At 67.6% G+C, this 284-nt stretch carries 1 protein-coding gene; it reads left to right on the top strand.

The genetic code is table 11. The features are described from left to right. Positions 1 to 49: 49 nt before the first annotated feature. On the top strand, positions 50 to 284 hold a 235-nt coding region (locus CBX98_RS26095), incomplete at its 3' end, for a hypothetical protein (RefSeq protein WP_197710274.1).

The raw sequence follows: 284 nt of genomic DNA, 5'->3' as shown, positions 1-284 counted from the left end.
GGTGCGCCGGGGTGGCACGCCGTCTCGGCACACGGGGGCGAGGGGCAAGATGGATTCGAAGCGAGGATGGCTGGCATGGACCGGACCGCGCGCGCGTTTTGGTTTCCGATGCATTCCCCTGCTGGCGCTGGCCGCCACGCCGCTCGCGCATGCCAACGAAACGCAATCGTGTGACGAGCCAACGGTGAGCGCCGTCTCGGATTGGGCGCACGCCGAAGGCGATCTGGTGTCTTCCTTCGGCACGGATACCGCGTCCGCCTGCAAACCCATGCCCAATGCACCCG

This window comes from Vibrio sp. T9 (assembly GCF_003123985.1).
Lineage (GTDB): Bacteria > Pseudomonadota > Gammaproteobacteria > Enterobacterales > Vibrionaceae > Vibrio > Vibrio diabolicus.
The sequence above is the reverse complement of the archived record's forward strand: the minus strand, read 5'-3'. Positions and strand labels throughout refer to the sequence as shown.